This is a genomic window from Streptococcus sp. 4094, assembly GCF_013277125.1.
Taxonomy (GTDB): domain Bacteria; phylum Bacillota; class Bacilli; order Lactobacillales; family Streptococcaceae; genus Streptococcus.
Genome location: NZ_VMMI01000001.1, coordinates 1 through 24,671, shown reverse-complemented (window position 1 = coordinate 24,671; position 24,671 = coordinate 1). Strand labels below are relative to the sequence as shown.

The 24,671-nt window shown below is 38.6% G+C and carries 25 protein-coding genes and 1 pseudogene; 12 read left to right on the top strand and 14 right to left on the bottom strand.

The features are described 5' to 3' along the window. Position 1: 1 nt before the first annotated feature. The gene (locus HT721_RS00125; protein ID WP_173228653.1) at positions 2-1,336 is read left to right on the top strand and encodes a GHKL domain-containing protein; all 1,335 of its coding nucleotides are present in this window, start codon (positions 2-4) and stop codon (positions 1,334-1,336) included. Positions 1,337-1,442: 106 nt separating this feature from the next. On the opposite strand, the gene blpC is transcribed toward HT721_RS00125, so the two are convergent. Genes blpC through blpA form a run of 3 tightly spaced genes read right to left on the bottom strand, consistent with a single transcriptional unit; the run spans position 1,443 to position 5,165 of the window. Further along, entirely contained in the window at positions 1,443-1,583 is a 141-nt protein-coding gene (gene blpC / locus HT721_RS00120) for a quorum-sensing system pheromone BlpC (RefSeq protein WP_173213192.1), read from the bottom strand. 56 nt (positions 1,584-1,639) lie between these two features. Further along, entirely contained in the window at positions 1,640-3,001 is a 1,362-nt protein-coding gene (locus HT721_RS00115) for a bacteriocin secretion accessory protein (protein ID WP_173228651.1), read from the bottom strand. A 10-nt stretch (positions 3,002-3,011) separates the two neighbouring features. Then, the gene (gene blpA / locus HT721_RS00110; protein ID WP_173228650.1) at positions 3,012-5,165 is read right to left on the bottom strand and encodes a peptide cleavage/export ABC transporter BlpA; all 2,154 of its coding nucleotides are present in this window, start codon (positions 5,163-5,165) and stop codon (positions 3,012-3,014) included. 309 nt (positions 5,166-5,474) lie between these two features. On the opposite strand from blpA, the gene HT721_RS00105 reads away from it, so the two are divergent. The 7 genes from HT721_RS00105 to HT721_RS00075 all read left to right on the top strand — a co-directional run bounded on the left by HT721_RS00105 (position 5,475) and on the right by HT721_RS00075 (position 10,682). Continuing rightward, entirely contained in the window at positions 5,475-5,702 is a 228-nt protein-coding gene (locus HT721_RS00105; RefSeq protein ID WP_164226314.1) for a Blp family class II bacteriocin, read from the top strand. Between the two features lie 51 nt (positions 5,703-5,753). Beyond that, entirely contained in the window at positions 5,754-6,128 is a 375-nt protein-coding gene (locus HT721_RS00100) for an immunity protein (protein WP_173213199.1), read from the top strand. A gap of 5 nt (positions 6,129-6,133) precedes the next feature. Beyond that, positions 6,134-6,352 (top strand): hypothetical protein, encoded by a 219-nt coding sequence (locus HT721_RS00095; protein ID WP_173213201.1) that lies wholly within the window; start codon positions 6,134-6,136, stop codon positions 6,350-6,352. Between the two features lie 79 nt (positions 6,353-6,431). After that, positions 6,432-6,680, top strand: coding sequence for an immunity protein BlpZ (blpZ, locus tag HT721_RS00090; RefSeq protein ID WP_112444786.1), 249 nt, complete (start codon positions 6,432-6,434; stop codon positions 6,678-6,680). A gap of 538 nt (positions 6,681-7,218) precedes the next feature. Beyond that, the gene (locus HT721_RS00085) at positions 7,219-8,412 is read left to right on the top strand and encodes an OFA family MFS transporter (protein WP_166730974.1); all 1,194 of its coding nucleotides are present in this window, start codon (positions 7,219-7,221) and stop codon (positions 8,410-8,412) included. A gap of 195 nt (positions 8,413-8,607) precedes the next feature. Next, positions 8,608-9,594: a rhodanese-related sulfurtransferase gene (locus HT721_RS00080; protein WP_173220065.1), complete on the top strand. Its 987-nt coding sequence runs from the start codon at positions 8,608-8,610 to the stop codon at positions 9,592-9,594. 227 nt (positions 9,595-9,821) lie between these two features. Further along, positions 9,822-10,682: a DUF4299 family protein gene (locus tag HT721_RS00075; protein WP_173228647.1), complete on the top strand. Its 861-nt coding sequence runs from the start codon at positions 9,822-9,824 to the stop codon at positions 10,680-10,682. Between the two features lie 180 nt (positions 10,683-10,862). Here the strand turns inward: HT721_RS00075 and HT721_RS00070 are convergent, their stop codons facing one another. The 8 genes from HT721_RS00070 to HT721_RS00035 all read right to left on the bottom strand — a co-directional run bounded on the left by HT721_RS00070 (position 10,863) and on the right by HT721_RS00035 (position 18,497). Continuing rightward, positions 10,863-11,927 carry a DUF6574 domain-containing protein gene (locus HT721_RS00070; RefSeq protein ID WP_173228645.1) on the bottom strand — a complete coding sequence of 355 codons (1,065 nt, stop codon included), beginning with the start codon at positions 11,925-11,927 and terminating at the stop codon, positions 10,863-10,865. Positions 11,928-11,989: 62 nt separating this feature from the next. Further along, complete coding sequence (locus HT721_RS00065) at positions 11,990-12,901, bottom strand: DUF4097 domain-containing protein (RefSeq protein ID WP_173228643.1); 912 nt, start codon at positions 12,899-12,901, stop codon at positions 11,990-11,992. Next, positions 12,894-13,487 (bottom strand): DUF1700 domain-containing protein, encoded by a 594-nt coding sequence (locus tag HT721_RS00060; RefSeq protein WP_000198699.1) that lies wholly within the window; start codon positions 13,485-13,487, stop codon positions 12,894-12,896. The genes HT721_RS00065 and HT721_RS00060 overlap by 8 nt, the downstream gene beginning before the upstream one ends. Next, positions 13,474-13,800, bottom strand: coding sequence for a PadR family transcriptional regulator (locus HT721_RS00055; RefSeq protein ID WP_023941403.1), 327 nt, complete (start codon positions 13,798-13,800; stop codon positions 13,474-13,476). Before HT721_RS00055 ends, HT721_RS00060 begins: the two co-directional genes overlap by 14 nt. A 265-nt stretch (positions 13,801-14,065) precedes the next feature. Continuing rightward, entirely contained in the window at positions 14,066-14,866 is an 801-nt protein-coding gene (locus tag HT721_RS00050; protein WP_173228641.1) for a hypothetical protein, read from the bottom strand. Positions 14,867-15,005: 139 nt separating this feature from the next. Continuing rightward, positions 15,006-15,431: a hypothetical protein gene (locus tag HT721_RS00045; RefSeq protein ID WP_173213217.1), complete on the bottom strand. Its 426-nt coding sequence runs from the start codon at positions 15,429-15,431 to the stop codon at positions 15,006-15,008. Positions 15,432-15,473: 42 nt separating this feature from the next. After that, entirely contained in the window at positions 15,474-16,970 is a 1,497-nt protein-coding gene (locus HT721_RS00040; RefSeq protein WP_173213219.1) for a gliding motility protein, read from the bottom strand. A gap of 360 nt (positions 16,971-17,330) precedes the next feature. Continuing rightward, on the bottom strand, positions 17,331-18,497 hold the full coding sequence (locus tag HT721_RS00035; protein WP_173213221.1) for an MFS transporter: 1,167 nt from the start codon (positions 18,495-18,497) through the stop codon (positions 17,331-17,333). Between the two features lie 57 nt (positions 18,498-18,554). On the opposite strand from HT721_RS00035, the pseudogene HT721_RS11350 reads away from it, so the two are divergent. From HT721_RS11350 to HT721_RS00025, 3 genes and pseudogenes are all read left to right on the top strand, one after another. After that, positions 18,555-18,702 (top strand): annotated as a pseudogene (locus HT721_RS11350) (glycosyltransferase family 2 protein); the annotation flags it as partial. After that, a complete protein-coding gene (locus HT721_RS00030; RefSeq protein WP_191994256.1) occupies positions 18,682-19,482 on the top strand; it encodes a glycosyltransferase in 801 nt (266 codons plus the stop codon). The pseudogene HT721_RS11350 and the gene HT721_RS00030, both read left to right, overlap by 21 nt. A gap of 85 nt (positions 19,483-19,567) precedes the next feature. Further along, complete coding sequence (locus tag HT721_RS00025) at positions 19,568-21,418, top strand: nucleoside-diphosphate sugar epimerase/dehydratase (RefSeq protein ID WP_173228637.1); 1,851 nt, start codon at positions 19,568-19,570, stop codon at positions 21,416-21,418. A gap of 108 nt (positions 21,419-21,526) precedes the next feature. On the opposite strand, the gene HT721_RS00020 is transcribed toward HT721_RS00025, so the two are convergent. Genes HT721_RS00020 through sdaAB form a run of 3 tightly spaced genes read right to left on the bottom strand, consistent with a single transcriptional unit; the run spans position 21,527 to position 23,733 of the window. After that, positions 21,527-22,159, bottom strand: a complete 633-nt coding sequence (locus tag HT721_RS00020) for an HAD family hydrolase (RefSeq protein ID WP_173228635.1) — start codon at positions 22,157-22,159, stop codon at positions 21,527-21,529. A 21-nt stretch (positions 22,160-22,180) separates the two neighbouring features. Beyond that, complete coding sequence (sdaAA, locus tag HT721_RS00015) at positions 22,181-23,053, bottom strand: L-serine ammonia-lyase, iron-sulfur-dependent, subunit alpha (protein ID WP_173228633.1); 873 nt, start codon at positions 23,051-23,053, stop codon at positions 22,181-22,183. An 8-nt stretch (positions 23,054-23,061) separates the two neighbouring features. Next, positions 23,062-23,733 carry an L-serine ammonia-lyase, iron-sulfur-dependent subunit beta gene (gene sdaAB, locus HT721_RS00010; protein ID WP_000838912.1) on the bottom strand — a complete coding sequence of 224 codons (672 nt, stop codon included), beginning with the start codon at positions 23,731-23,733 and terminating at the stop codon, positions 23,062-23,064. Between the two features lie 241 nt (positions 23,734-23,974). Between sdaAB and HT721_RS00005 the strand changes: the two genes are divergently transcribed. Beyond that, positions 23,975-24,595 carry a LysM domain-containing protein gene (locus HT721_RS00005; protein ID WP_173228631.1) on the top strand — a complete coding sequence of 207 codons (621 nt, stop codon included), beginning with the start codon at positions 23,975-23,977 and terminating at the stop codon, positions 24,593-24,595. Positions 24,596-24,671 lie beyond the last annotated feature (76 nt).

The following is a 24,671-nucleotide window of genomic DNA, read 5'->3' as shown; positions in this document are numbered from 1 at the left end:
AATGTCATTTGTGTTAGTATCTTTGAATTTTTACATACTTTTATTTCTTCATGCAAAAATTTATGGCTATCAATTGACTATAAAGAGATCTTTAGAGTTATTGTTTTTCTATTTTTTATTAGAGTTTTTACTTTTAACCTTGATTAAGATGTTCTATATCCCTGTTGTTATTACAGTACTAGATTATCCCATCTTTTTTATTATCTACACATTTTTGTTGGATAAAAAGAAGTACAGTCTGATATTGACACTTTTTTATGCTCTGTTTCCTATCACATTTTGGTCAATTATCTATGATTTTTTTGTTGATTTTATTATTCCTAATTTTGTTAGTTTAACAGAAATATATGTTTATTACGATGCTACCATTTTCTCAATTTTAGCAAGTCTCTTATCTTTGCTTATAATAAAAGTTTTTCAGTATGATTTTAGCTATTTAAGAAGTAAAGTGTTGGATAAACATCTGGATCAAATAATGAGGATTGCTAATGCTGCAATGTTGGGTTATTTTATCCTTATTCCTTTTATTGGTTACATTAAAAACAGCCTGAATTTATCTGTAAATCATTATCAAGGAGCTATAACTGCAATCTATTTCTTTTTATTTATCTATTTTGTTAATATACTGGACAGAAATGTACGTGAGGAATTGCAAAAAGATTTAGTACTTCAAAAAGAGATTCAACTTCAAAATCTTAAGAGCTATAGTAAACAAGTAGAAGGACTTTATCAAGAGGTTAGAAGCTTTAGGCATGATTATGCAAATATCTTAACAAGTTTAAAGATAGGGATAGACCGAAAAGATATTGATTTAGTTGCTCAAATTTATGACAGTGTCTTGAAAGACTCAGGGAAAAATTTAAAAGATACAAAATTTGATGTAGTGAGATTGAGAAATATAGAGGATTTATCCTTGAAGAGTTTATTAATCTCAAAATTATCCGAGGCTCAGAGTTTACTAGTGCCAGTTTCTTTGGAAATAGAAAAACCAATCGTTATCAAAAAGATTGAGGAAATTGATTTTTTAACAGTTGTTTCTATATTGTTAGATAACGCGATAGAGGCCGCTGCAAGCGCCACTGTCGAGGAACCTCTAAGTGTTTGTTTTTTTGAAGATATGAGAAATAATAAGCAAGTTTTAATTATCCAAAATCCGACCCTAGATAGAGAGATTGATGTTACAAAAATATTTGAGAGAGGAATGTCGTCTAAAGGGCAGAATAGAGGAGTTGGTTTGTCTAATGTTAATAGTATTTTGACAAAATACCCAAATATCATTCTAAAAACTACAAGTTCTAATTTTAGATTTAAACAAGTCTTAGATATAGAAGTATAGGTGGGGATGGGTGACTTGTATCTTCTATAATCTTTTCATGATAAAACGCATAGTATCAGTCATTTTGAAATCTGATATTATGCGTTTTTATAATTCTATAGATTTTTTATGGTTTGAAAGTAGTCCGTAATTTTAATGGTGTTGTTATAGTTTCATATAGCTCTTCCCACAATCCTCCACCTGTAATTTGGTTGAGTTCGGTAGTTGTTAGTTCTTGAAATGAGGTTAGGTTTTGATTCTTATCCATGTTATGATTCTCCTTTTTGATAAGATAATAAATAGTTATAGAGTGTTATCTGAAAATTAATCAGAATGGGTTAAAATTTTATCTTTGAAATAATCAAAATATGTTTTCTTTGCAGTTACACTAGTGACGCGACCTTGTAAGCCGTATTGGATGAGTTTACTATCCTCATTAGATAGTTTTGCAAGAGCGGTTAATTTAAAGAGATTTCCTTGCTCTGTTCTGGTAGGAGTTTGATCAATTGTCTGAAGTTGGCCGATGATGGTAATGCCGTGATTTCCAATTTTCTCCAGTTTTAATCTTACAGTTTGTCCTTTATCTAGTAGAGGTAGATAGTCAGAAGATACGTAGTAAGTGATTAGTACTTCTCTTGTATCTGTGATGACAGGGAATATTTGAGCAATTTCTGTACCAGTTGGAATTCTATTTTTACCTTCAAATTCACTGTTTAAGTGAATGATACCTTTACTTGGGGTGGTTAAGGTATTGTTTTCTAAGCGCTGCGTTGCTTGATCTAGTTGTACTTTTAATTCTGTTAATTGATTCTCCACGGTTAGTTGTTGCTGTGAGGCTGTTTGTAAAAATTGAGTACGGAGTACTTCAATTTTGGTTGCTAAACTATTGTCATAAGTTGCTACACTTCCGATACCAGCTTGCTGAATTTTGAGGCTTGCGATAGATGATTCAAGACCTGCAATACTTTGATTAATTTGAGATAAAAATGGCTCCTCTGCAGTTCCTTGTGTTTGTCCTTGTGAGGCTACAAGATAACGATTCAAAATTGACTGGTGCGGATTGCCAGTTGGTAAGCGTGCTCTGTTATTTATGATAGCATCTCTCAGCTCTTGATATTCTCCAATTTGTTGTTGAACTTTTGAAATTTCTTGTTCAATAGCTGATGAACTGCTATTGGCAAGATTGGCTTGATTTGAAACTTCGGTGTTAGTCTTTGAGATACCTAGCTCAATATCATGAGCTTGTTTAGTAAAATTCATAAAGGTATTATGGTAGCCAAATTCATCCTCGCCAGAAAAAAGATCAGTTGCTTTTTCTAAGCTTTGTTTCAAAATTCCAAGTCCTTCTTTTTGCTTCTCAAGTCTTTGTAATTGAGTTTCTAAGGCAGTTTTCTGACTTTCTTCCATTGTTTCAGAGTATTTGATGAGTAAGTCCCCTTTTTCAACTACTTGATTTGCCACTAAATGATTAGCAAGGATAGGATTATCACTGGTTGACTGAATGGATGCAATGACACTTGTAGGAGCGATTTCTCCTTGGGAAGTAACAGTAATTTCTTTTGTGGCAACAAGGGAGAAAATCAAGATGAAAGTAAGTAGTAATGAAAGAGGTATAATTAACACTGTCGCATAGTTATGGTAACGTCTCTGATAAAACTCGACGCTTCTAAAAAGATTAGGATTCATGACATTCTCCTTATTTATTGAATAGATGATGGTAGAAGCCTTGCGCCTGCATTAACTCTTGGTGACTACCAACTTCAATGATTTTCCCCTGGTCAAGAACAATGACACGGTTAGTTCGTTCGGCTATACTGAGACGATGGGCTACAAAGAGAATGGTTTTATCAGTTAGGGACATAAGATTATCTATAACTTTTTTCTCAGTCAAGACATCAAGACCGCTAGTGGCTTCGTCTAGTATTAAAACAGGAGATTTAGTTAAAAGAGCACGAGCGAGGGCTATTCGTTGCTTTTGTCCTCCTGATAGACCAGCTCCATCAGAGAGCTGAGTTTGATAGCCCATAGGCATTCTTTCAATGTCTTGACGGATTTCAGCTAATTCACAAGCTTTTAGAATATCTTCTTGGCTAATCATATGATTACCGCCCAAGGTTAAATTTTCCAAGATAGAGCCATTAAAGATATAGGCTTGTTGGGGTAGGTAATTAATATGACGGCGCAAGACTTTCTTATCAATGTTTTTAATATCCTGATGATTGATGGAAATATGTCCTTTGTAGGGTTCAAAGAAATTGACAATCATTTTGGCTAAAGTTGTTTTACCAGAACCACTAACTCCAACTAGGCTAATCTTATCTCCTTGTTTAATCGTGAGATTAATATCTGTTAAGGTATCTCGTCCAAAACCATACTTATAAGAAAGGTCATCAAATTCAATATCGCCCATCAAAAAATGTGAATGAACAGGGTTTTCTGGGGCTTGGAATTCAGATTCGACTAGATAGACTTCGTTCAAACGGTTATTAGCGACCTTCGCAGATTGGAGTTTGGTTTGGAGGTTGATAATATTTTCCATAGGAGTTGTAAAGTAAGAAAGAAGTGTGTTAAAGGTAATCAGCTGACCGATAGAAATTTTACTCGACATGACTAATTGAGCGCCAAACCATAGGATAAGGATATTCAGAACTAATTTTGTTCCCTGCTTTAAACTCGTTTGTAAAATAGAATATTTACTGAGCTTAAAGGATTTTTCCAAATAATCTACAAATTCGCTGTCTATATTTTGATAGCGATTTTCTTCACTCGTGAGCGACTTGATAGTTTCAATCCCGTTGATATCTTCGATAATGGCAGAACTAACCATAGAATTACTTTGCATGACATCATGGTTCATTTTTTCAAAAGGCTTCATAAAAGAAAAGATGATGACCATGTATATAGGAATGGAAATAAGAGAAAGAAGGAAGAGATTAGGGTTTTGTGCCAGTAAGACGCCTCCTACAAGAATCAGAATAGAAACATCCAGAAAAAGAGAAAGAATGGTAGAAGCCAAGGCATCTATAATAGAGTTAGCGTCTGTGAACCGTGAAATGATTTCTCCTGTACGACGTGTCGCAAAGAAAGACATAGGAAGTTCAAAAATATGGCGAATATAGGACAAAATTACATCAATACTTAATCTTTGACTCAGAACAGTTAGGAGATAATCTCTGGAGAAGCTCATGACTTGTTGGAGGATATAGGTGATAACCAGACCAACTGAGATGATTCCTAAAGTTGATTTCATCTGATTTGGAATGTATTCATCCAAGATTCCTTGGAGATAATAAGAACCACCTATATTGATAATCGTGACCAATAAGCTTGAGAGAACAATGTAAGCAATGAGAGATTTTTGCTTGAAAATCAGAGGAAGGAAGCTTAGTAGATCATTCTTTTTATCTTTATGGGGTTGATAGCTGGGTTTGGGAGCTAGAAAAATAGCTACTCCAGTCCATTCAGAGAAAAAGCGTTCTTTTGACATTTTAGTGATTTTTACAGAAGGGTCAGGATCACCAATAATCAGATAGTCTTTCTTTGTTTGATAGACAACATAGTAATGTTGGAGTTTTCCTTCTTTGTTAACGTGAACGATAAATGGATAGGGGACATCACTCATGTCAAAGAGCGTTTTATCTGCTTGAACAGGTCTTGTTTCAAAGCCCATTTCATCAGCGGCTTTTACAATGCCAAGGGCAGTCGTTCCTTCTTTATTGGTCTTTGCAAGTTCTCTCAAGTGAGCTAGAGAAAAATCTGAACCATAGAATTTAGCAATCGAGGCTAAGGCAGCAACACCGCAGTCTCTAGCATCTATTTGAGGAACAAATGTACGTTTATAAGAAGTCATTGGCAATTCCTTTCATATAGTAGATAGGTATATTATGCCAAACTTTACTAAAAAACTTCTTGCTAAATCGTAAACGGTATTTATATTGTCATGAACAGTAATTTTTATTAAGTAAGATGAACCATTGATTTTTATAGTTGACGATAGTATATATTAGTTTTGGTCTTTGATAAAATTTATGAAAAACATTTCGTGATGAAAAAAAGACATTTTATGATTTTAAAGAAATGATATCAGTTAATTATGATATATTGATGTTGTTAAGGTTGCAACAAGACAAAAATTAAAAATAAAAAGGAGGTATTCATCATGAATACAAAAACAATGTCACAATTTTCTGTTATGGATAATGAAATGCTTGCTCGTGTTGAAGGTGGAGATAAAGTAGGGGCTGGAGAAGTTGTTCAAGCATTAGGAATTTGTACAATAGGAGGTGCAGCTCTGGGGAGTGTTATCCCAGTTGTGGGAACTCTTGCCGGCGGGGTTTTAGGAGCACAGTTTTGTACAGCGGCTTGGGGAGCTTTTAGAGCAAGTTAAACTTTTAGCGATATAGTAGATTGGAAATAGTAGTAAAAGGAGGTGATTTATATGAAATACAGATTATTTCTTATTATTTTCTTGAGTAGTGTTTTGGATATTCTTTTAGGTACATTTTTGAAAATCTCGAATGTATCGATTGGGTGGATTGTTCTCTACAGTGGCTTATTTGAAGCAGGAGTTTTCCTTCTTGCTAATAAAGGTTTGGCGGTAAAAATCAAGGAATCAGACATTCAAAAACGCTTTAAATTTATTTTTGGAAAAACGTTATGGTTTCAAATTCTTTTGCTCATCTTTTTGGCGGTAAAACTTTATCTTGGTTTGGATGAGAGACTGATTTTACTTTATGGAAATATTTTCATTGTCTTTAATGCCTTAGTTTATCTTTTGTCTACTAGCCAAATTAATTTAACAAAGAAAGTGTGAAAAGAATGGAACAATCAGTAAATAATTTTATCATTTTATCCGATGAAAAATTAACAATGATAACAGCTGGTGATAAACAACTTGCAGACAGATTTTTAAGTGGAGTAGGTGGTGCAGTTGAGGGGCTTTCGCTTTGTGCACAGACAATCCCCTTCCCAACTCCGCAGATTTATTTAATTTGTGCAGCTGGTGGGGCGGCAGCTTCAGTTTTATGGCCACATTAGAGGATTTAGTTAGGATATAGAATTATTAATCTGGGTATCTCTTTGCGCTTATACTCTCTATACTGTATAGGAACGTATCATGTATAAACACTTATTTTTTCCATATTCAAAAATCTTAGACTGGTTGACACCCTATATTCTAGTCTTGGCTTCTGACACCATTGCATTTAATGTTTTTGTGCTAACCTTTGTATCTGTAGTGGTTTTTTCTTTCCTGAATCCCATGCTAGCTTTTATAGCTATATTCTTAGGGGCTGGCTATGTTGTCGGATTTTGGTTATTAAAATGGTTTGTTTTAGAGAGATTGGAGGTAAAGGATGACTTGTAGGAAGGTGTACTTAGTGTTTAAGTGGTTATCTTTATGGTCGTTTTCAATAAAGATTATACCTTGTTTTTGATTTTTAGTATAGTAACGTCAAATGTAGTTCCTTACATTCATTCCTAACTCCTAAAATAAGAATCACTGCTTTCCTCAGGTTGGTCTGGGGGAGGCAGTGATTTTTTACCTTATTTAGATAATTATCCGAATTAGATGATGCAAACAATATTAAAATGATAACAGGTGATTAAAATATTAAAATTTCTTATATCTTTATTAATTTTTATTAAGTAGATTTTTAGAATAAAGTAGCTTATAATAAGAGTACAATGAAAGCGCTTAACATTGTGAAAATTCATCTTGTTCTGATTTAAGAGATCTATAGATACAAATTTTTAAGCAGTCGTATATAGATGTATATCATTTACATAGTTCTATATACTTAAAAATTTATACAATGATCAATTTAAACGAGGTAGGTGAAAAAATGATAAAAGTTGTTCTTTATTCTTTTTAGGAACAAGAAATTTTACATGAGGTTATTCAAATGAAAAAAACACCCAATCGATGGTTAATTTTGGCAGCAGCCATTTTAACGAATCTATCTCTAGGTGCTGGTTACGCCTGGTCAGTCTTTCAAAAGGCGCTGCTAGAAACCAATTCTAGTCAAGGATGGGTTCAAGCCCAAACTTCTTTGGCCTTTAGTATTTCTTTTGCAATGGTACCTGTTGGTATGATTATTTTCGGTCCTAAGGTTGATTCAGCAGGACCTAAGAAATTTGTATTCCTAGGTGGTATTCTCTTCGGTGCTGGTATGTTTGCTACTGGATTTGCTACTTCTCTTCCAGTCCTGTACCTCACTTATGGGGTTGTCCTAGGACTTGGTATTGGTTCAGCTTATGGAGCATCTACTTCAGTTGCCACTAAGTGGTTCCCAGATAAAAAAGGTTTAGCTGGTGGTTTGACAGCAGCAGGTTTCGGGTTAGGCCCACTCATTATCGGTCCAGTTGCCAAAGCTTTGATTGCTTCTATGGGTGTTTACTCAACATTCAAAGTATTAGGTATCATTCTTCTAATTGTTATTTGTACTTCTTCATTGGTAATGGAGAAAGCTCCTGCAGCAGCGCCGGCATCTGGAACAGCTCAACCAGAAGGTAAAACTTACAAAGAAATGCTTCGTGATGGAAATTACTGGCTTCTATGGTTGATTTACGTTCTTGGTGCTACTGGTGGAATGATGATTATCGGTACTGCAGCATCAATTTCTGACCAGTATAAACTTGTAGGAGAAGCTACACTCTTTGTTATGCTGGTATCTATCGCTAATACATTTGGTCGTATCTTCTGGGGTACGGTATCTGATAAGATTGGTCGCTATCCTACCGTTATTGCCATGTTTGGAGCGGTTGCTACTGGTTTGTTGCTCACAGCCTTATTCAAAGGTCCTGGAAGCATCTTGGCCATCCTTGGAATTATGATGGTTGCCTTGTCATTTGGAGGCTTCCTCGGTTCATTCCCAGGAATTACTGCTGAAAACTGGGGAGTTACATACGTAGGGACAAACTATGGATGGATGTTTACTGCTTATGGCGTAGCTGCTATTGCTGGTCCTCAGTTAGGAGCACGTCTTGCACAGGCAAACCAAGGAGATTATACAATGGCCTTCTTTATCGTTATCGGCATGGCTATCCTTGGTATTTTACTCCAACTGTTCTATATGGCTAAAGCTAAAAAAGTTTAAAAATGAATCCTTGGAAAATCCAAGGATTTTTTAAAATATGATTGATACTAAGTGTAGTGTACAAGAAATTTTTTTCTAAATTGAAATATAGCAATTTCCAGTCAAATAAATTGCATTCGTTTTCTCAAGCAGGTATACTGGTATGGATAAATAAAAAATTTAGAAAATTTAAGAATAGAAAAGAGAACAAATCTTATGGCAAAAGATATTCGTGTCTTACTTTACTACCTTTATACTCCAATTGAAAATGCAGAGCAATTTGCTGCAGACCACTTGGATTTCTGTAAATCGATCGGCCTTAAAGGCCGTATCCTAGTCGCTGACGAGGGAATTAACGGAACAGTTTCAGGTGATTATGAAACAACTCAAAAATACATGGACTACGTTCACAGCCTCCCAGGTATGGAAGACCTCTGGTTCAAGATTGACGAAGAAAATGAACAAGCCTTCAAGAAGATGTTTGTTCGCTACAAGAAAGAAATTGTCCACCTTGGTTTGGAAGACAACGACTTTGACAATGACATCAACCCACTTGAAACAACAGGTGCTTACTTGTCTCCAAAAGAGTTCAAAGAAGCGCTTCTTGATAAAGATACCGTTGTCCTTGACACACGTAACGATTATGAGTACGACCTAGGACATTTCCGTGGGGCTATCCGCCCAGACATCCGCAACTTCCGTGAGTTGCCACAGTGGGTCCGTGATAACAAGGAAAAATTCATGGACAAGCGTGTCGTGGTTTACTGTACAGGTGGCGTTCGCTGTGAAAAATTCTCAGGTTGGATGGTCCGTGAAGGTTACAAAGATGTTGGCCAATTGCACGGAGGAATCGCAACTTACGGTAAAGACCCAGAAGTTCAAGGTGAGCTTTGGGATGGAAAAATGTACGTCTTTGACGAGCGTATCGCCGTTGATGTCAACCATGTCAACCCAACCATCGTAGGGAAAGACTGGTTTGATGGAACACCATGTGAACGTTATGTCAACTGTGGAAATCCCTTCTGTAACCGTCGTATCTTGACATCAGAAGAAAATGAAGACAAGTACCTTCGTGGATGCTCACACGAGTGCCGTGTTCACCCACGTAACCGCTATGTTTCAGAACATGAATTGACACAAGCTGAAGTGATTGAGCGCCTAGCCGCTATCGGTGAAAGCTTGGATCAAGCAGCTACTGTATAAGATCAAACAGTCCTCAGGGGCTGTTTTTCTATGCTTTGTACTCAAAAATCTAATACTCAATGAAAATCAAAGAGCAAACTAGGAAGCTAGCCGCAGGCTGTACTTGAGTACGGCAAGGCGAAGCTGACGCGGTTTGAATTTGATTTTCGAAGAGTATAAAGTTTGTTTTTGTATCTTTCAGAAAAATAAGGTATACTATATGTAAACGATTTCAAAGGAGCCCAGTTATGGCGAAAACATTTTTTATTCCAAATAAACAGAGCATTTTAGGAGAACAGGAGATTTTGACTGCCAAGTCGATCTTGGCCTTGCTAGACGGTTTGGAGTCGCATAGTTATGATGCTGTCTATCTCCGTCAGCCTCTTAACCGTCTCGAGTATATCGAATGTGCGATAGTGGGGAAATCGCAATTTCTTTTTAAGGTCAGTTATGCTGATGATCAAAAGGCATATCGTGTCGATCTTCCTGACCTACTCACGAAGACAGACTGGCAGATTATCAAGTCATTTTTAGATGCTCTGCTTGCTTATACAGGAACTGAGATTGAAGGGCTAGATGGTTTTGATTTTGAAGCTTATTTTCAAGCAAGTATTCAAGCCCATTTGGCAGACACTGGAGCGCGCTTTACGATTTGCCAAGGAATTTTTAATCCTGTTTTCTTTAGTCATGAGGATTTGAAAAGCTTTTTAGGGGAAGATGGTTTGGCACAGTTTGAAGCGCGTGTGCGTGCAGTTCAAGAGACCGATGCCTACTTTGCGAGAGTTTCCTTCTATCAGGATGGAGAAGGAAAAGTGCATGGCGTTTACCATCTAGCTCAAGGAGTCAAGACTGTTTTACCGAGAGAGCCATTTGTTCCTGTAGCCTATATGGAGCAATTGGTGGATAAGGAAGTCAAGTGGGAGATTGACTTGGTTCAAATCACAGGAGATGGCTCTAAACCAGAAAACTATGAAGCCATTGCCCGCTTGGACTATGCAAAATTCCTAGAGTCACTACCATCAGCATCTTACCACCAACTAGATGCCAATCAATTAGAAGTGCAACCCATCTTAGACAAAGATTTTAAAACATTAACACAAGAAGAGTAAAGCAGAAGCAGGTCAATTGACTTGCTTTTTTGGCATAGAAAAATCCTGCCATGAAAGACAGGATTGCTACTCAATGAAAATCAAAGNNAGGTTGTAGATAAGACTGACAAAGTCAGGAACATATATCTACGGTAAGGCGAAGCTGACGTGGTTTGAAGAGATTTTCGAAGAGTATGAAGTTTAAAGAAGGGCCAAGATACGAAGATAATCTCCAATCAGTGCCACTTCAGCTACAAAGAAGAGGAGGATGATCACTCCGTTCACAAGGACAGACAAGAATAACTGATAGAAGGAGTCGGTTTCACTTGCTTGACTTGGTCTTGTAATAATATGGAGATTAGCAAGCAGAATGATTCCAATGCTAATCACACACAAAAGGGCTGTAAATCGTAGGCTGTCAAAGAAGGCAAAGAAACTAGCAGTAGCAGTGAGGAAGATTGGAATTGCCAAGAGTTGACTATATTGTTGGAGAACCTTTTCTAGCGTCCAGTCCTTTTCTTGGTAGATAAATCGTCTCACAACGAAACTACCCAAGAGGAATGAAAAGAAGAAGAGTGTGGTTGCTACTAGGATAGAGATGATTGAAAAGAGAGTTAAAGGAGCTAGTTGTTCAGGGAAGTGGCTGTTTATGGTTGCTATATGTCCATAGTAGGCTTGTTTGATGTGATAGATACTAAAGAAAAAGGAAGATGCAGAAAACAGAATGAGCAAGAGAAAGGCTGTGTAGCTGTGTGTGCTACTTGTTTCAAGCTTGCTTGTAGGAGATTTGATGGCTTCCACTAGCCAAGACCAAAAATCAAGCACTTGCTCTTTCCATTTATCCGTAGATTTTGGAGCTTGGTCGGGGATATAAGGACTTTCTAAGGATTTGCTGATAAGAAGTGGCTCTTTCGTAGTTGTTTTTTGCTGCGGAAGTGCTTCTTGACTCTCTTCAGCTATAGTGACTTTTTCTGTTTCTTTAGAAAGGTCTGGCTCTTCTTCAGTAGAATTAGACGTTTTCTTTTCTTCTATTTCTGTTCTCGCTTCACTGTCTTCAGGCGTTTCAATTGTCTCTTCTTGCTGGCTTTCCAGTTCGACTGCAGCTTGAGAGACTTCCTCCTCTACTTGAGTATTTTTTTCAATTGGTGTATCGAGATCGGCTATCATTTCTTCAGTCTTGTCTGCAACCTCTTGAGCTTGCTCTTCAGTCTTGTTCTTGCTTGTTGTTTTTACAAAATCATTACTTTCAAACCATTCTTGTTTCATGGTAGAACCTCCTTTTTAGTTAGATAAATATGCTTCTATAGTAGCAAATGTAAGCGTTTTTGTCAACGTCTGCTTGGTGTGGATATTAGTTCAATATCATCATCAGATCTCGCAATGAGTTGATCCTTGACATCGGTTTTTTCAGTTTTGTAAGGGTTGCTTAATTCCGTGCCTCTTGATTCAGGCTTTTCTCTTGTGAATTGGAAGATAGAACCGTAGTTACTTGAGATGTCCCAGTTAATTCGTTGGCTTTCTTTCTGGTCTAGGATGATTCGGAAATAATCTTTGGCAGTCAGTTCAACCTTACCATGGACTTGGATATTTTCAGCGTGGAAGTGATTTTCTGTTGATTCTAGCTGACTATCTGTTAGATCTGTATCAAAGATATTAACGATATTGGGCGTTGTGAGTTTACTGTTTTTGATACGGCTTCCTTCAATTCGGAGGATATAGCCGTTTGTATTGAGGGTCGCATTTTCAAGTCTGGCATTGGTGATACTGGTTTGTCCGCGATTGGCTGAGATGTTGATCCCTTTTAGAGTTCTCCCTTTCGGTAGTCCGATGATGACATCATTAAAACGATTAGATGAACTACTTACAATATGGAGAATCCCATCAATTCCAGAAGAGATAAATGGACTTTCAGACAGTTTCTTATCAGTGAGACTCAGAGTTCTATCGTTCTGATTGGTGATAAGATCATGGTGAGCAGAAAGTGATGGATGGTAAGAAATGTGGATTTGATCATCGAAAGAGTCTGTGATGGTCAGCGCGTGTTGGTGGAGAGTAATCTCTAGGTTTTCGACTTCCTTACCAAAGGTCAGCTCTTCCATCCGACTATCATAGACAGGTTCCTTGGACATGGCAAGTAGGCTCTTGATTCCGTCAGATTGGATGCCTACAAAGAGCAGGATAAATCCGATAACGGTAGTCACTACACCAAAAATGAGAAATCCTTTTGTCCATTTACGCATGCTGGTCACCTCTCTTTCCTTTTTTGAGAACAAATTGCACCAAGCGAACAATGAGTAGACCGAAGAAACGAGCTACATAGGAAATACCTAGTAAAACTAGCGAAGAAGCACCGATAGCCAGTAAACCAGAACCGAAAATCAAGATAAAGGCTGATTTGGCTTGGGCTAAGACAGTGAAACTTTCAACTAAAAATAGGAATCCGCCGATGATACCAAGTATGGAAACCGCAAAGAAAGCCAAGATGACAGTCAAGGCTGCCACAAAGATTGCGAACAGGGACACGAGGATGGCGATTCCCAGAGGAATACCGATGGGTGCTGCAAGGAGAGCTAACAAGGCGATATGCAAAATTTGTCGGTTATTCTTTTGAGCGGGTGCCTCATTGATTTTTTTATCGAGAAGATTAGAGAGGACTTCGTGAGCTGCTTCCTTAGGAGTTCCCAAGCTAGCGATGAGTTCTTCTTCTCCCTCGACTCCAGCATCGTCAAAGAGTTCTCTGAAATAGTCCATGGCTTCAATTTGGTCAGCCTGAGGCAGTTTTTTGAGATAGAGTTCTAGCTGAGTCAGGTATTCAGTTCTTGTCATGGCGGATACTCCCTTCTATGATGCCATTGATGGTGTCTGTATAAAGTGCCCATTCATCTTTTAGGGTCACGAGCTGTTCTATACCACCATTTGTCAAGGAGTAGTATTTGCGCATGCGACCTTGGAACTCTCTAGAATAGGTTGTCAGAAAGCTATTGCCTTCCAATTTTTTGAGAATGGGATAGAGTGTGGATTCTTTGATATTAGCGATCAGCTTAATGGTCTGGCTAATCTCATAACCATAAGAATCCCCTTTCTCCAGTACGGCCAAGATGAGAAATTCAATCAAGGCAGAGGATGTTGGAAAGTACATGAGAAACCTCCTTTTCTAATGTGTAAGATTTTTATATATAATTTTTCTACACATACATTGTACATCTAAAAGAAAGCCCTGTCAAGAGAAATGTGTAAAATTTTTATATATAAAAAACTTCTAGCTAAAACTAGAAGTTTAGAGGAACGAACATCAGCTATTTCACAGAAATTTATATTTTAAAGATAAGCTAGAATCATGATGTATAATCTAGGATATGCTTTGAAACAGATTCCTTTCCCATCTAAACCCTTATCTTCCTCATTTATTCCATAGCTTTTATCAATTTATACGTCTCCATAAAACGAAGACCTCGGGCTCCCTTACTCGCTGTGATTTCTTCATATATATCACCCAAGGTGCAGGCAGGTGCTAAAGTCCACAGAGCATAATCTTCTAATATGACCTTACCAATCTTCTCAAATTTATCTAGTAAAAGCCCCAAATCCTTGTGATTAAACCAACAGTCAGTATCAATAGCATACTGTCTATTATTCATCTTGCAAGCAATCTCGCTATTCAAAAAATCCGTCATAGTGGGCTTATTCTTTTGTAGCAACCTTGTAAAGGCTAGGTGATATTCTATTTTTCTCGTACTTTGGTTGAGAGCTGAAACAAAACCGACTCCGTATTCATTTTCAAATTGAACTACAAGCACATCTCCTACCTTAAAGTACGGCTCCCTCTTTGTTTTTGCCTTTGGAACTTTAAGAGGTTTCGGATTGATACTTTGTAGCTGAATAGCTAGTTTATCAAGTACTTTCTGTCTTTGTTTCAATGCTTTGCTGTCAATTTCAAGCCAGAACTTATCCGCTCCTTTTTCGATAATTTTGAGAGTTTTATTTTTTATGTCTTCTGGTAAATGTCCAATCTTCCACAAGGAGTAGGCAAAGGCTGTCCAATAAATCTCAGTATAAAAATCATCTATACAAAAATTATTTTCATCATTTAAAATATCTTCGATTATCTTAGCAATATTTTCGCCGTTTTTATATCTTCCCACTATGGTGTTATAAATATCGTAAGCATCATCGCTGTCTATAATCTTTACTCCGTCTATTGCCATGGCAACCTCCTGATTATTCTCGGGTAGTTATTTTACAAAGGGCGAAATTCTCCAGTCCATCACTACCACCGATATAATTGTTTCAACACTTATTGTTTATATACATTTATGTATCTCTATCCGAATCTTGATGCAATTACTATCTGTACTCTTTATCGTAAATCGGCGTAAGATTAAAATACCTGTCTTCAATCTTGATTCTGGCGAGGAGTAAGCCATCTTGATAGACATAGCCTTCAAATGGAGGGTATTTGTCCAAGCTTTCTAGGATGTCATCAGGCAAACATCTAAAATCATAATCCCTCAACGCCCCAGCACCAATCAATCTTTCAGTCAGATGTGCCTTGATTTCTTTTTCATATTTTTTGAGAAATATTTCTCGATTGATTTCAAAGAGAGCCCTATCGCCTTCATCCAACTCATAATAGCGGTCGTAGCCTGCAATCCAAGAGATATGAACACACAGCAGAGGCTTTTCAATCTCTGGACAGTAACCGATTGCAAACAAATTTTCCCTGTCGACTTGCCGATTTTCTATTGTGATATTTTGTATAAAGCGAGTCATAATAGTCTCCATTTTAAACATTGACTTAAGCAAACTTTCAATCTAAAAATCCCTTAGCTCGTCAAATACTTGTAACAGTTTTTCTTTATTGATATTGAATTCAGCTGGTATCAAATTTAAAAGATCAACAAGAGCTGCGTAGATGTCCTCCCGTTCGCTTGTTTCAATAAAACAGTTACGCTTGTCCATTTTATTAAAGCCTTCGGTATAAACTCTTACTAAGTCAGTGACTTGCTGCATCATTTCGTCAGCTGAACTCTTAACGAGCTTGCTAATACCAGCTCTCGTCTTTTTATATAGAGTAGCTGCCTTTTTTGCGTTTGCGGCTGAAATATTCTCTTGCCCATCCCATGAACGAAATGGATTGTTCAAGTTTTGTGCCAGCCATTCAGATTTTCTAGGTTTTTGAATCCAGAGATTTAGTCCCTTTTCTTGTTGTTTTTTATAATATGTTTTAGCTACTTTAGCGGCATCTTCGGGTAAGCTACTCATCCAAAACATGTTTAGTTTCGGTAAATCTTCTGGTCTAGGAATATCTTTTGCGGTAAAGCCAAACAGGTCGACGGTTGAAAAAACGGCTAGTTCTTTGAATTCTGATAATTTATAGAAATTACGGATGTTTCCTGGTTTTCCCCACAATCTCAATTCCCTAAGTTTAGGATAGCAACTCAAGACTTGTGCAAAATCGATTTCCAGAATACCTGAGCAATGTAGAGCCCCTAAATCTTTTAATCCCTGGACTATGGGCACAGATTTATGAAGCAGTAACCGTAAATTAGCTCCATTTTCTTTGGCTTGGATCTGACAGTTTTCGTTAAAGTCGCCAATTAAAATTAATTCTTCCAAATCATCGTTTAATTGAAGTTCCTTTACGCCGGTCATATCAAGGGTCAGTCTACGTAGATATGTATGAGAGAAATCTAACTTTGTTTGTTCATGGTTTTCAAGCTTCATCACCTTCAAAAATGGATTGAACTGTAGATACTCGTATAAATTTTGAGGCCATTTGTTTAAGATCAGTTCAGACAAGCAAGGGAAAACCTTCAATTCCAGAGCATCATCAAACTCTGTCAGTTTACTATTCAGATTTTGCCTAGAAATAGCACATTCTTCCCCTAGAAATAGGACCTTTTCCTTGCTCTTATCCGCCTTTTTAAAGAAGTCTCTTTTTTCTTTTGGTATTTCTTGCCATTTTAGTTGCCTATAAACGTCGTAGCCATTTCCCCAAGAAACCTCATATGCATTGGTGCTTTCAGTCGTTAAAGGTGATCTATTTCCGATAAAAATATAATTGGCTGGGACATTAATATCTACATAACTTAGGTGTAGGCCTCGTTCCCAGTACATAAAATCTTTGTAGAGTGGCTTCAATGAGGATAGTTCTTCTTCTTTAAGAGGTTGTTCTCCTACCCAGTCTAATGACAGAAGGATAGCCTTTAGCTTTTCTCCTTTCTCTTCTAACTTCGTTATTTGACAAGCTGTGTATTTTTTTAGATGGGTATTGTAAACGCAATAGACGTCTCCAGCTTTTGCGAACATATCAATTTCTCCTTAAATGTTTTTATAGTCCTTGGACAATTGAGATTTTTTATCAAATTAACTCTTCTTAATGGCGTTGAAACAGTTAAAGTTGATTCAAGATTTTACTTCAGATAGATCTCTGGTCTATCAATAACTATGCCGGACTTCAATTCCAAAAAGTAATAATTTTTTAGGTTCCCATACTGTTCTAATCTAAACAAGTTGTATCTAGGACTTTGTCTAATAATATTATACCATTTTTTTAGATAGGGGCAGTGGTTGGCTGGATACTTCTCTTTATTTGAAAAGGAATGAAGCTAAAAAACCAGACAGAGTCTGGCTTTGCATTATTTATATCTGAGAAGTATTTTAGAATAATTAAAGAATTTTATCCGCGCGATCTACTATAAAGAGTGAGATAGTCATCAGGATATCCACCAGCAAGAGGGCAGCTACAGCTGGTACCCAAGAGTGGAAAAGGTCAAAACTGTAACCAAAGAGGGTTGGTCCAAAGGCTGCTAGGATATAGCCTCCTGTTTGAGATAGACCGGACAATTGGGCTGTCTTTTCAGGAGCGCTTGTCTTGAGTGAAAAATTGACCATGAGATAAGGGAAGAGGGCGCTGGTTGCGGTTCCGATGAGGAGATGGATGGTAAGCCAGTAAAAGAAATTACCGACTGGGAAAAAGAGCATGGAAATGCCGACCACACCAGCTAGTGAGACCAGAGTGAGCATGAGCTGACGGTTACGAGTTGACAAGCTGGTTGTCAGGCTTGGGATGGTCATTGAAAAAGGAATGCTAATCAGAGAGAAGATAGAAGTCAGTAAGCCAGCTTCGTGACTGGAAAGGCCTGCATGGATGGCCATGGTAGGTAGCCAGGTCATAGCGGTGTAAAAGAGCAAGGATTGAAGACCTGCAAAGACAATCACTGCCCAGACCTGTTTATTATGCATGACCTTTGTTTTGCTTTTTTGTTTGGTTTGTGGAGCTAGTCTGTGATTATAGCGGTGATTTGGGAGCCAGACCAAAAAAGTTGCTAGACAGAGCAGGGTGAGGAGGATGATAAGTCCTTTCCAAGAACTGGCTTGTGTAATAGGCACAGCCAGATAGGAGGCCAGAGCCGTTGCAATCCCCATAGAGGTTACATATAAGGTAGTCAGAAAACCAATTTTCTTTGGTTGATTGGCTTGGATAAGACTAGGAAGCAGAACATTGATGACTGCGATACTTGCCCCAACCATCAAGGTTCCTAGATAGAGCAGAGGCAGATTGATTAGTCTAATGAGAGAACCGATGGTCAAGAAGAAAAGGCTGTAGGTAAAGAGATGCTCCAAGCCGATTTTCTGAGCCAGTCGGGTAGAAAATAGTGAGAAGAGGGTAAACATGAGGAGAGGAAGGCTGGTCAAGACACCAAGTGAACTAACTTCTACGCCCAGTCCTTGCGAAATATCTCCCAAAATAATGGGTAAAACAGTAAAAGGAGTCCGCAAGGAAACACCAATCAGGATAATACCTGGAACAAAAAAGAGTGATTGCTTTTTCATATAATACCTCTTCTAGCTGATTTTAATAACAGCTTATTTTAAGGCTTTTTGACTATAATGTCAAGTAAGGTTTCTGGCTTTCAAGATAAAAATGGGAAAGTCTTGAAAATTATGATAAAATAGTGGAAGGAAATCTATACATTGGAGAAAAACTGTGTCTGAAAAGCAAAAAATCAGCGTATTGATGTCGGTCTATATCAAGGAAAATCCGACATTTTTAAAGGATGCTATTGAGAGTGTTCAAAATCAGACCCTGAAACCGAGCGAATTGGTTCTGGTTGAGGATGGACCTTTGACACCTGAGCTCTATCAGGTATTAGACCAGCTTGAAGCGGAGTCTGATATTCCAGTGAAACGCTATCCTCTTGAGCAGAATCAAGGTTTGGGTCTGGCTCTTCGACAGGGTGTTTTGCAGTGTCAGTATGATATTATTGTCCGTATGGATACGGATGATATAGCTGTTCCAGAGCGTTTTGAGAAACAGGTTCAGTTAATGAAGAAGGACAAGCTCGACCTATTAGGTGGACATATTGCAGAGTTTATTGATAATCCTGATGAGATTGTTTCTTACCGTCGTGTTCCAACCCAACATGCAGATATTGTAGTTTATCAAAGGATGAGAAGTGCCTTTAACCACATGACTGTTATGTTCAAGAAGGACATGGTTCTCAAGGCAGGCAACTATGAGGATGGCCTTTATATGGAGGATGACCTCCTCTGGCTCAATATGATTGCTGCAGGAGCCAAGACTGGAAATCTGGATCAAATCTTGTGTAAGGTTCGTGTTGGAGCAGGGATGTTTGAGCGTCGTGGGGGACTGCGTTACCTTAAACTCTATCGTCAGGCTCGTCAGCGCATGCTGAAGAGAGGGCAAATTTCTTACATGGAGTATGCCAAGAGTGTTGCCATTCAGATGGTTGTTGCTCTTTGTCCAGGATTTGTCCGACAGTTTATTTTTATGAAACTGTTACGAAAAAGCAAGTAAAAGATTGTAGCAAATCGTAAACAGGACAAAAGGTGTTATAATAACAATATAAATATCCAGCTCTTTTAAGGAGGAGTAGATTGACATGAATAAAAAACTAACAGATTATGTGATTGATCTGGTGGAAATTTTAAATAAACAACAAAAACAAGTCTTCTGGGGCATATTTGATATTTTGAGTATGGTGGTTTCCATCATTGTATCTTATATCTTATTTTACGGACTAATTAACCCAGCACCTGTTGACTACATTATCTATACGAGTTTGGCCTTCTTGTTTTATCAATTGATGATTGGATTTTGGGGCTTGAACGCTAGTATCAGTCGTTACAGCAAGATCACAGATTTTATGAAAATCTTTTTTGGTGTGACTGCGAGCAGCGTCTTGTCATATAGTATCTGCTATGCCTTCTTGCCACTCTTTTCAATCCGTTTCATCATTCTCTTTATCTTGTTGAGTACCTTCTTGATTTTATTGCCACGGATTACTTGGCAGTTAATCTACTCTAGACGCAAAAAAGGAAGTGGCGATGGAGAACACCGTCGAACCTTCTTGATTGGTGCTGGTGATGGTGGGGCCCTCTTTATGGATAGTTACCAACATCCAACCAGTGATTTGGAACTGGTCGGTATTTTGGATAAGGATGCTAAGAAAAAGGGTCAAAAACTTGGTGGAATCCCTGTTTTGGGTTCATATGATGATCTGCCAGAATTAGCCAAACGCCACCAAATCGAACGTGTTATCGTTGCGATTCCGTCGCTTGACCCATCAGAATATGAGCGTATCTTGCAGATGTGTAATAAGCTGGGTGTCAAATGTTACAAGATGCCTAAGGTTGAAACGGTTGTTCAAGGTCTTCACCAAGCAGCTACTGGGTTCCAAAAAATTGATATTACGGACCTTTTGGGACGTCAAGAAATTCGTCTTGATGAATCGCGTCTGGGCGCAGAACTTACAGGTAAGACGATCTTGGTTACAGGTGCTGGTGGCTCAATCGGTTCTGAAATCTGTCGCCAAGTTAGTCGCTTCAATCCTGAACGCATCGTCTTGCTCGGGCATGGGGAAAACTCAATCTACCTTGTTTATCATGAATTGATTCGCAAGTTCCAAGGGATTGATTATGTACCAGTTATTGCCGATATTCAAGACTATGACCGTCTCTTGCAAGTCTTTGAGCAGTACAAGCCAGCTATTGTTTATCATGCGGCTGCCCACAAGCACGTTCCTATGATGGAGCGCAATCCAAAAGAAGCCTTCAAAAACAATATCCGTGGAACCTACAATGTGGCTAAGGCTGTTGATGAAGCCAAAGTACCTAAGATGGTTATGATTTCAACAGATAAGGCGGTTAATCCACCCAATGTTATGGGAGCAACTAAGCGCGTGGCTGAGTTGATTGTCACTGGCTTTAACCAACGTAGCCAATCAACCTACTGTGCAGTTCGTTTTGGAAATGTTCTTGGTAGCCGTGGCAGTGTCATTCCAGTCTTTGAACGTCAGATTGCTGAAGGTGGTCCTGTAACGGTGACAGACTTCCGCATGACCCGTTACTTCATGACCATTCCAGAAGCTAGCCGTTTGGTTATCCATGCTGGTGCTTATGCCAAAGATGGGGAAGTCTTTATCCTTGATATGGGCAAACCAGTCAAGATTTATGACTTGGCCAAGAAAATGGTGCTTCTAAGTGGTCACACTGAGAGCGAAATTCCAATCGTTGAAGTTGGAATCCGTCCAGGTGAAAAACTCTACGAAGAACTCTTGGTATCAACCGAACTTGTTGATAACCAAGTTATGGATAAGATTTTCGTTGGTAAGGTTAATGTCATGCCTTTAGAATCCATAAATCAAAAAATTGAAGAGTTCCGCACTCTCAGTGGAGATGAATTGAAGCAAGCCATTATCGCCTTTGCCAATCAAACAACCCACGTTGAATAAAAAAGAAAAACGCATATTATCAGGTCTGAAGAACCTTGGTAATATGCGTTTTGTTATGTAGAAACTTGCTCCATTTTCTTCTGAAATGGAGTTGTTGCCCAGTCTATGTTATTGAAAATACGCCAAAACCTCTAAGGGTTTGTGGGCGATATAATCAGGCTGATAGTTTAGTAGATCTGCTTGCTCTCCAAACCCCCAAGTGACGGCCAATTTCTGAATGCCTGTTTCTTGAGCTCCCAGCATATCAAACTTGGTATCTCCGATGATGATGGCTTGTTCTGGTGTTAGTTGATGTGTCTGCAAGGCTTGGCGAATGACATCTGCTTTATGGGGTGCTTCAGGGCTGGAACCATAAATGCCATCAAAGAAATGATAGATTCCCAAGTTTTTAGTCATGTCTTGAGCGATTGGAGTATTCTTTGTAGTGGTGATATAAAGAGGGTAATTGCTCGATAACTCCTCAAGCAAGTCTACAATCTGAGGAAATAGTTGAGCTTCATGGATACCTTTTTCCTTGTAGTAAGAACGGTATATCTGTACGGCTTCAGAAATTTGGTCTTTGGGAAGGCAGGTCGCAAAACTACTTTCGAGAGGTGGTCCCATAAAACCACGAATCGTTTTGGCATCAGGGCTAGGTACTCCTAGCTCTTTAAAGGTATGGGTAAAGGCATTGTGAATCCCGATAGAACTGTCAACGAGGGTTCCATCCAGATCGAAAAAAATCGCTGTGATAGAGATCATGGTTTCTCCTATTTGATAAACTTATTCTCCGAAAATTTCTTTTTGGAGGCGACGACCAGTAGGGGTGGCAGCAAGTCCACCTTCAGCTGTTTCACGAAAGGCAGTTGGCATGCTTGACCCCACTTGGTACATGGCATCGATCACTTCATCCACAGGGATTTTAGATTCGATACCTGCCAGGGCCATGTCTGCTGCAATGAAAGCAAAGCTTGCTCCCATGGCATTACGTTTGACACAGGGAACTTCAACCAAACCGGCCACAGGGTCACAGATGAGGCCCAGCATGTTTTTAATGACAAAGGCAATAGCTTGACTAGCTTGATAGGGTGTCCCGCCTGCAGCCAGAGTCAAGGCGGCAGCGCTCATAGCAGAGGCAGAGCCGACTTCGGCCTGACAGCCACCCTCAGCACCTGAGATAGAGGCATTGTTTGCGATGACTAGTCCAAAGGCACCGGCAGCAAAGAGGAAATCCAGCTGTTGCTCGTGGCTGAGGTCTAATTTTTCAATAGCAGCAGTGAGAACGGAAGGCAGACAGCCAGCACTTCCTGCGGTCGGAGTGGCACAAACCAAGCCCATTTTGGCATTGTGTTCATTGACTGCAATGGCATTTCGGGCAGCAGAGAGAATAGTATAATCTGACAGAGTTTTTCCGTTTTTGATGTAGTGTTCCAATTTGGCAGCATCTCCACCTGTCAGGCCACTACGAGATTTATTTTCATTGAGGCCAAGTTGGACAGAGGCTTTCATGACTTCCAGATTGCGTTCCATGAGAAGGAAGACTTCTTCACGTTCACGACCGGTCAATTCAAACTCTGTTGTAATCATGAGTTCTGCGACATTTCCTTGAAAGTCCAGTTCTGCCTGCTCGACCAATTCTTTGATAGAATAAAACATGCTTCCTCCTATTTAAAGAAATTGACATTGTGGAGATGAGGGATTTTTCGAATTTCTTCGATAGCCTCATCACAGTTGCGACTATCAACTTCGATAATCATAATGGCTTTTTCACCAGCTTTTTCACGAGTGACATTCATCTGGGCGATATTGATACCATAGCGTGAAAGGGCCTCCGTAACGAGGGCAATCATACCTGGAATATCTTGATGAACAATGATGATAGTCGGTGTATTCATATTGAGAGAGACGGCAAAGCCATTGAGTTCGGTTACCTGAATATTTCCTCCCCCGATAGAAATGCCAGTCACACTGATAGTTTTATGGGCATTTTTAACGGTAATTTTAGTGGTATTAGGATGCGGAGCATTGCTGTCTTTTTGAATAGTCCAGACAATCTTGATACCACGTTTGTGGGCAATCTCCAGACTGTTTGGGATTTCAGGATCATCTGTATCCATGCCCAAAATACCTGCAACAAGGGCTAGGTCTGTCCCGTGACCACGATAGGTCTTGGCAAATGAGTTAAAAAGTTGGAATTCGACTTCTGTCGGAGTATCATCAAAAATGGAAGAGACAATCTTCCCAATGCGAACAGCACCAGCGGTATGGCTACTAGATGGGCCAATCATAACCGGTCCGATGATATCAAAGACAGATTGAAAACGAAGTGATTTCATCAGTTTCCCCTTATAAAAATTCTTATCTCTATTATATCAAAGAATAAAGGTCTTGGCTTTAATTGCGGATGAAAACCTTTCTAATACCTCAAATAGCATAAAAATAGTATCTTTTATGACAAAAAATGGCTTGTTTAGGGAAATAAAAAATAATTTTGTAATATTTCTACATAAAAGTGTCAAGAAACAGTAATATTTAAAGGGTATGATAGAAGTATAGAAAGAAGGAGAATTTTCAAATATGAAATCAACAACTAAAAAGATTAAAACAACTCTTGCAGGAGTAGCTGCCTTGTTTGCAGTATTTGCTCCATCATTTGTATCTGCTCAAGAATCATCAACTTACACTGTTAAAGAAGGTGATACACTTTCAGAAATCGCTGAAACTCACAACACAACAGTTGAGAAATTGGCAGAAAACAACCACATTGACAACATTCATTTGATTTATGTTGGCCAAGAGTTGGTTATCAACGGTCCAGCAGCGCCAGTGGCACCAGCTTCAACGACTTATGCAGCTCCAGCAGCTCAAGATGAAACTGTTTCAGTTCCAGCAGCAGAAACTACAGAAGTAGAGGAAGAAACTCCAGTAGTAGGTGAAACAGTAGCAGAAGAAACAGTTGCTTCAACTGTAAGCGGATCTGAAGCAGAAGCCAAAGAATGGATCGCTCAAAAAGAATCAGGCGGTAGCTACACAGCTACAAACGGACGTTACATCGGACGTTACCAATTGACAGATTCATACCTGAACGGTGACTACTCAGCTGAAAACCAAGAACGTGTAGCAGATGCCTACGTTGCAGGACGTTACGGTTCATGGACTGCTGCTAAAAACTTCTGGCTTAACAATGGCTGGTATTAAGAACTAACGAACAGAATAATATGAAAAGGTCGAGGAAATCCCTCGACTTTTTTATATTATGTGACTTTCAGTCCGT

Excerpts from the sequence above, each read along its gene's own strand:
- HT721_RS00070 (WP_173228645.1), bottom strand. The coding sequence starts at position 11,927 with ATGAAACAAGAATGGTTTGAAAGTAATGATTTTGTAAAAACAACAAGC.
- sdaAB (WP_000838912.1), bottom strand. The coding sequence starts at position 23,733 with ATGAAATCACTTCGTTTTCAATCTGTCTTTGATATCATCGGACCGGTT.
- blpA (WP_173228650.1), bottom strand. The coding sequence starts at position 5,165 with ATGACTTCTTATAAACGTACATTTGTTCCTCAAATAGATGCTAGAGAC.
- blpC (WP_173213192.1), bottom strand. The coding sequence starts at position 1,583 with ATGGATAAGAATCAAAACCTAACCTCATTTCAAGAACTAACAACTACC.
- HT721_RS00020 (WP_173228635.1), bottom strand. The coding sequence starts at position 22,159 with ATGATCTCTATCACAGCGATTTTTTTCGATCTGGATGGAACCCTCGTT.
- HT721_RS00075 (WP_173228647.1), top strand. The coding sequence starts at position 9,822 with ATGGCGAAAACATTTTTTATTCCAAATAAACAGAGCATTTTAGGAGAA.
- HT721_RS00100 (WP_173213199.1), top strand. The coding sequence starts at position 5,754 with ATGAAATACAGATTATTTCTTATTATTTTCTTGAGTAGTGTTTTGGAT.
- HT721_RS00050 (WP_173228641.1), bottom strand. The coding sequence starts at position 14,866 with ATGGCAATAGACGGAGTAAAGATTATAGACAGCGATGATGCTTACGAT.
- HT721_RS00060 (WP_000198699.1), bottom strand. The coding sequence starts at position 13,487 with ATGACAAGAACTGAATACCTGACTCAGCTAGAACTCTATCTCAAAAAA.
- HT721_RS00085 (WP_166730974.1), top strand. The coding sequence starts at position 7,219 with ATGAAAAAAACACCCAATCGATGGTTAATTTTGGCAGCAGCCATTTTA.
- HT721_RS00095 (WP_173213201.1), top strand. The coding sequence starts at position 6,134 with ATGGAACAATCAGTAAATAATTTTATCATTTTATCCGATGAAAAATTA.
- HT721_RS00030 (WP_191994256.1), top strand. The coding sequence starts at position 18,682 with ATGTCGGTCTATATCAAGGAAAATCCGACATTTTTAAAGGATGCTATT.
- HT721_RS00055 (WP_023941403.1), bottom strand. The coding sequence starts at position 13,800 with ATGTACTTTCCAACATCCTCTGCCTTGATTGAATTTCTCATCTTGGCC.
- blpZ (WP_112444786.1), top strand. The coding sequence starts at position 6,432 with ATGTATAAACACTTATTTTTTCCATATTCAAAAATCTTAGACTGGTTG.
- HT721_RS00065 (WP_173228643.1), bottom strand. The coding sequence starts at position 12,901 with ATGCGTAAATGGACAAAAGGATTTCTCATTTTTGGTGTAGTGACTACC.
- HT721_RS00045 (WP_173213217.1), bottom strand. The coding sequence starts at position 15,431 with ATGACTCGCTTTATACAAAATATCACAATAGAAAATCGGCAAGTCGAC.
- HT721_RS00125 (WP_173228653.1), top strand. The coding sequence starts at position 2 with ATGTCATTTGTGTTAGTATCTTTGAATTTTTACATACTTTTATTTCTT.
- HT721_RS00105 (WP_164226314.1), top strand. The coding sequence starts at position 5,475 with ATGAATACAAAAACAATGTCACAATTTTCTGTTATGGATAATGAAATG.
- HT721_RS00115 (WP_173228651.1), bottom strand. The coding sequence starts at position 3,001 with ATGAATCCTAATCTTTTTAGAAGCGTCGAGTTTTATCAGAGACGTTAC.
- HT721_RS00035 (WP_173213221.1), bottom strand. The coding sequence starts at position 18,497 with ATGAAAAAGCAATCACTCTTTTTTGTTCCAGGTATTATCCTGATTGGT.
- HT721_RS00005 (WP_173228631.1), top strand. The coding sequence starts at position 23,975 with ATGAAATCAACAACTAAAAAGATTAAAACAACTCTTGCAGGAGTAGCT.
- HT721_RS00040 (WP_173213219.1), bottom strand. The coding sequence starts at position 16,970 with ATGTTCGCAAAAGCTGGAGACGTCTATTGCGTTTACAATACCCATCTA.
- HT721_RS00025 (WP_173228637.1), top strand. The coding sequence starts at position 19,568 with ATGAATAAAAAACTAACAGATTATGTGATTGATCTGGTGGAAATTTTA.
- HT721_RS00080 (WP_173220065.1), top strand. The coding sequence starts at position 8,608 with ATGGCAAAAGATATTCGTGTCTTACTTTACTACCTTTATACTCCAATT.
- sdaAA (WP_173228633.1), bottom strand. The coding sequence starts at position 23,053 with ATGTTTTATTCTATCAAAGAATTGGTCGAGCAGGCAGAACTGGACTTT.